4 protein-coding genes and 4 tRNA genes are annotated in these 4,806 nt (G+C 52.7%); 7 read left to right on the top strand and 1 reads right to left on the bottom strand.

What is annotated here, in order from left to right; all coding sequences use genetic code 11:
- Positions 1 to 166 precede the first annotated feature (166 nt).
- Both murB and birA read left to right on the top strand, forming a co-directional pair.
- Positions 167 to 1,204: a UDP-N-acetylmuramate dehydrogenase gene (murB, locus tag H7K56_RS22680; RefSeq protein ID WP_150361795.1), complete on the top strand. Its 1,038-nt coding sequence runs from the start codon at positions 167 to 169 to the stop codon at positions 1,202 to 1,204.
- The gene (gene birA / locus H7K56_RS22675) at positions 1,201 to 2,163 is read left to right on the top strand and encodes a bifunctional biotin--[acetyl-CoA-carboxylase] ligase/biotin operon repressor BirA (protein WP_021508689.1); all 963 of its coding nucleotides are present in this window, start codon (positions 1,201 to 1,203) and stop codon (positions 2,161 to 2,163) included. The genes murB and birA overlap by 4 nt, the downstream gene beginning before the upstream one ends.
- 53 nt (positions 2,164 to 2,216) lie before the next feature.
- Here the strand turns inward: birA and coaA are convergent, their stop codons facing one another.
- Complete coding sequence (coaA, locus tag H7K56_RS22670; RefSeq protein ID WP_058759911.1) at positions 2,217 to 3,167, bottom strand: type I pantothenate kinase; 951 nt, start codon at positions 3,165 to 3,167, stop codon at positions 2,217 to 2,219.
- Positions 3,168 to 3,563: 396 nt separating this feature from the next.
- Between coaA and H7K56_RS22665 the strand changes: the two genes are divergently transcribed.
- From H7K56_RS22665 to H7K56_RS22645, 5 genes are all read left to right on the top strand, one after another.
- Positions 3,564 to 3,639 (top strand) — tRNA-Thr (locus tag H7K56_RS22665).
- A gap of 7 nt (positions 3,640 to 3,646) precedes the next feature.
- Positions 3,647 to 3,731: transfer RNA gene (locus H7K56_RS22660), tRNA-Tyr, on the top strand.
- Between the two features lie 189 nt (positions 3,732 to 3,920).
- Positions 3,921 to 3,995: transfer RNA gene (locus H7K56_RS22655), tRNA-Gly, on the top strand.
- 5 nt (positions 3,996 to 4,000) lie between these two features.
- Positions 4,001 to 4,076 (top strand) — tRNA-Thr (locus H7K56_RS22650).
- Positions 4,077 to 4,182: 106 nt separating this feature from the next.
- Positions 4,183 to 4,806, top strand: a 624-nt coding sequence (locus H7K56_RS22645) for a GTP-binding protein (RefSeq protein WP_182689054.1), incomplete at its 3' end; no start/stop codon positions are given.

The following is a 4,806-nucleotide window of genomic DNA, read 5'->3' as shown; positions in this document are numbered from 1 at the left end:
TAGGGAACTGCCAGGCATTAAATAAGTGAAGAAGCCCCGGACGAGAGTCCGGGGCTTTTTTACGCCCGTACTTCAGCAAATTTACCGCTAAAAACGCGAAAACTCCCCACTGTAAAACCGTGCAATCGGGTAAACTACGGCCAGATTAATCAGTAAAGGCCGTAACATGTCCAGCCCTCAGACTTCCCTGAAAGCGTTCAACACACTGGGTCTTGCAATCGCGGCTGAAAAGCTTGTTGTTGCGGATAGCGCAGAAGCCATTTCCTCTGCCTGGCACGCCAGCCAGCAAAATAATCAGCCGTTTATGGTGCTTGGCGAGGGCAGTAACGTCCTGTTCCTCGAAGATTTTGCCGGCTGCGTGGTGATCAACGCGATTAAAGGCATTACCCTGGAAGAGCACGACGAAGCCTGGCATCTGCACGTTGGTGCAGGCGAAAACTGGCATCAGTTGGTTGAGCACACTTTAAAGAAAGGCCTCACCGGGCTGGAAAATCTGGCGCTGATTCCAGGCGTGACGGGATCGGCACCCATCCAGAACATTGGCGCTTACGGTGTTGAATTTAAAGATATTTGCCAGTACGTCGAAGTGTTACACCTGCCGGATAGCACAGTCACGCGTCTGCACCGTGATGAGTGCCAGTTTGGTTATCGCGACAGCATCTTCAAACACGCGATGAAGCATGACTATGTGATTGTGGCCGTCGGGCTGCGTCTGGCCAAGCAGTGGAAACCGGTACTGAGCTATGGCGATCTGGCGAAGCTCAATCCCGCCACCGTATGCGCGTGGGACGTATTCAATGCGGTGTGCCATATGCGACAAAGTAAGCTGCCCGATCCGCGCATAACAGGCAATGTAGGCAGTTTCTTTAAAAATCCTTTGATTTCCGCTCAGCAGGCAGAGGTATTGCTCACGCACTATCCTGCTATGCCGCACTATCCCCAGCACAGTGGTGAGGTCAAGCTGGCCGCAGGCTGGCTGATCGATCAGTGTGCGTTGAAAGGCTATCGTCTTGGCGGTGCTGCGGTGCATCGTCAGCAGGCACTGGTACTGATCAATGAAGACAATGCCACACCGCAGGATATTGTCGCCCTGGCCCATCATGTGCGTCAGGAGGTGGGGAAAAAATTTGCCGTGTGGCTGGAGCCAGAGGTGCGGTTTATTGGCGCGCAGGGCGAGCGTAACGCCGTCGAGGTGATTTCATGAAAGATCATAGCGTTCCATTAAAACTGGTCGCCCTGCTGGCCGATGGCGAATTTCACTCTGGTGAACAGCTGGGTGAAGCGCTCGGTATGAGCCGCGCTGCCGTGAATAAACATATTCAGACGCTGAAAAGCTGGGGCCTGGATGTCTACACCGTGACAGGGAAAGGCTACAGCCTGCCAGCGCCCATTCAGCTGCTGAATGAAGAGGCGATACTGGCGCATCTGCATCAGCCGGATCTCGCAGTGATTCCGGTTATTGACTCAACGAATCAGTATTTACTCGATCGCATGGACCAGCTGAACTCCGGCTATGCATGCATCGCGGAATATCAACAGGCCGGGCGCGGCCGGCGCGGACGGAAATGGTTCTCGCCGTTTGGCGCCAATCTCTACATGTCCATGTACTGGCGACTGGAGCAGGGGCCAGCTGCGGCAATGGGCCTGAGTCTGGTGATTGGTATCGTGATGGCAGAGGTTATCCAGTCGCTGGGCGCGGCAGACGTCCGCGTTAAGTGGCCAAATGACCTCTATCTGCAGGATCGTAAACTGGCGGGTATTCTGGTTGAGCTCACCGGTAAAACCGGCGATGCGGCGCAAATTGTCATGGGCGCGGGGATCAACCTGGTGATGCGGGGCGAAGGCACGGCGGAAATCAATCAGGGTTGGATCAATCTGCAGGAAGCCGGCATCGAGATCAATCGTAACGAACTCGCCGCCAGGCTGATAAACCGTCTGCGTGAAGCTTTACCGCTGTTTGAACGGGATGGGCTGGCGCCGTTTGTCGGCCGCTGGGAAGCGCTGGATAACTTTATCCATCGTCCGGTAAAACTGCTGATTGGCGATCGTGAAGTGCATGGCATTGCGCGCGGAATTGATAAGCAGGGCGGTTTATTGCTGGAACAGGATGGTGAGATTAAATCCTGGGTCGGTGGCGAGATCTCATTACGTCCCGCTAATTAACACAGTAAACAGTGACGCATTAAACGCCCTGATAAAGCAGGGCGTTTTTAATACTATTTTCGCAACCGCACACTTTGCACGGCATGGTCAGCAGACTTGGTCATAATCAGGCTGGCCCGCTCACGTGTAGGTAAGATGTTTTCTTTTAAATTCAGCCAGTTAATTTCTTTCCATAACCCACGTGCAATACTCTCTGCTTCCTCTTCAGGCAGCTGAGAATAGTGGTGGAAATAAGAGTCCGGATCGCTGAAGGCACCTTCGCGGAATTTAAGAAAGCGATTAACGTACCAGCGCTCTAATAAGTTTTCTGGCGCATCGACATATATTGAAAAGTCGACGAAATCTGAGACAAATACATGATGCGGATCGTGCGGATAATCCATACCGCTCTGCAGGACGTTCAGCCCTTCCAGAATCAGGATGTCCGGCTGCTGCACCACTTTATCGCCATCCGGGATGACATCGTAAATCAGGTGTGAATACACCGGTGCGGTGACCTGACTGGCGCCCGATTTCAAATCCGATACGAACTTCACCAGTCGATGCATATCATACGACTGCGGGAAGCCTTTCTTTTTCATCAGGCCGCGCTCTTTCAGCACCGCATTAGGGTGCAAAAAGCCATCGGTGGTGATGAGTTCCACCTTGCGGTGCTCGGGCCAGCGGCTAAGCAGCGCCTGTAACACGCGCGCGGTGGTGCTTTTACCGACGGCGACACTGCCGGCAATACTGATAATGTACGGAATCTTCTGGCCATTGGTGCCAAGGAACTGCTCCAGCACCGCCTGACGGCGCAGATTTGAACTGATATAGAAGTTCAGCAGACGTGATAGCGGCAGGTAGATCTCAGCGACTTCTTCCAGCGAAAGATCTTCATTGATACCGCGCAGCCGTTCAATTTCGCTGGCGGCCAGCGTCATCGGTACGGAATCTCGCAGCGCAGCCCATTGCTGGCGATCAAACTGCAGGTAGGGCGTCGTCAGTGGCGTCGTTTTTTTACTCATAAGCATGCATCTGACCGCAAATTCTGGCTCATCAACACCTTGCAGCAACAGGCATACAGCGATGTGTCGAACTCAGTTGCACGTCACAGGGGTAATTTAACGAGAACAATGGGCAGGAGGGTAACACCAGTGTGACTTTAAAAAGAAGTAAAATGATAAACCTGAGCACGCTTTCGTAAGCAGGCCCGCATTTTTATGATCACAGTATGAGGCTAACGCGGTATCAAAGAATAATCAGGCTGTGGGCTGGCGGAAAAACACACCATGTTTGCTGCTTTTTGCTGCGCTGGCGGGGCGTTTTGCGAGGATTTGCACAAATAGTAAGCGGTAGTGCAAATTTAGCAATTTTTTTGTTGCATCCTGAACCCGGTCTTCCTAGAATGCGCGTCACTTGATGCCGGCTTAGCTCAGTTGGTAGAGCAACTGACTTGTAATCAGTAGGTCACCAGTTCGATTCCGGTAGCCGGCACCATCAAGTAGGTGGGATTCCCGAGCGGCCAAAGGGAGCAGACTGTAAATCTGCCGTCACAGACTTCGAAGGTTCGAATCCTTCTCCCACCACCATCTCAACCTCTCGGTTGAGCGTCAGATAAAGGCTTATCTGATGGGTGAGTTCAACTCTCTCACCTTCGAATTCAGATTGCGCAGTAGCGTGATCACCGTCAGTCGGAAACTCTGACTGGCTCGAATAATAGAAGGTCTTCTTTTATTATTCATAAGCTACAGAAAGAACAGGTAGCCGAGTTCCAGGATGCGGGCATCGTATAATGGCTATTACCTCAGCCTTCCAAGCTGATGATGCGGGTTCGATTCCCGCTGCCCGCTCCAGATGTGCTGATATGGCTCAGTTGGTAGAGCGCACCCTTGGTAAGGGTGAGGTCCCCAGTTCGACTCTGGGTATCAGCACCACTTCCTTTATCTCTCTCCTGATTCTCTCTCTGTAAAACTAACATCAGGTTTTGCCTGGTTAATGTGACGATATCTTTGATATATCCGTGTCTTAGAGGGACAAGCGATGGCTAAAGAGCAATTTCAACGTAACAAACTGCACGTAAACGTGGGCACCATCGGTCACGTCGACCACGGTAAAACCACTCTGACTGCGGCAATCACCACCGTTCTGGCTAAAACCTACGGCGGCCAGGCGCGTGCATTCGATCAGATCGATAACGCGCCAGAAGAGAAGGCTCGTGGTATCACCATCAACACCTCTCACGTTGAATATGAAACCCCGACCCGTCACTACGCACACGTTGACTGCCCAGGCCACGCCGACTATGTGAAAAACATGATCACCGGTGCTGCGCAGATGGACGGCGCGATCCTGGTTGTTGCTGCGACTGATGGCCCAATGCCTCAGACCCGTGAGCACATCCTGCTGGGTCGTCAGGTTGGCGTTCCTTACATCATCGTGTTCCTGAACAAGTGCGACATGGTTGATGACGAAGAGCTGCTGGAACTGGTTGAGATGGAAGTGCGTGACCTGCTGTCTGCTTACGACTTCCCTGGCGACGATACCCCAATCGTACGCGGTTCTGCGCTGAAAGCGCTGGAAGGCGACGCTGAGTGGGAAGCGAAAATCGTTGAGCTGGCTACGCACCTGGATAACTACATCCCGGATCCAGTCCGTGCTATCGAC

It is taken from the genome of Pantoea dispersa (genome assembly GCF_014155765.1).
Classification (GTDB): domain Bacteria; phylum Pseudomonadota; class Gammaproteobacteria; order Enterobacterales; family Enterobacteriaceae; genus Pantoea; species Pantoea dispersa.
This window is presented reverse-complemented; position numbering and strand designations above follow the sequence as displayed.

Excerpts from the sequence above, each read along its gene's own strand:
- murB (WP_150361795.1), top strand. The coding sequence starts at position 167 with ATGTCCAGCCCTCAGACTTCCCTGAAAGCGTTCAACACACTGGGTCTT.
- birA (WP_021508689.1), top strand. The coding sequence starts at position 1,201 with ATGAAAGATCATAGCGTTCCATTAAAACTGGTCGCCCTGCTGGCCGAT.
- coaA (WP_058759911.1), bottom strand. The coding sequence starts at position 3,167 with ATGAGTAAAAAAACGACGCCACTGACGACGCCCTACCTGCAGTTTGAT.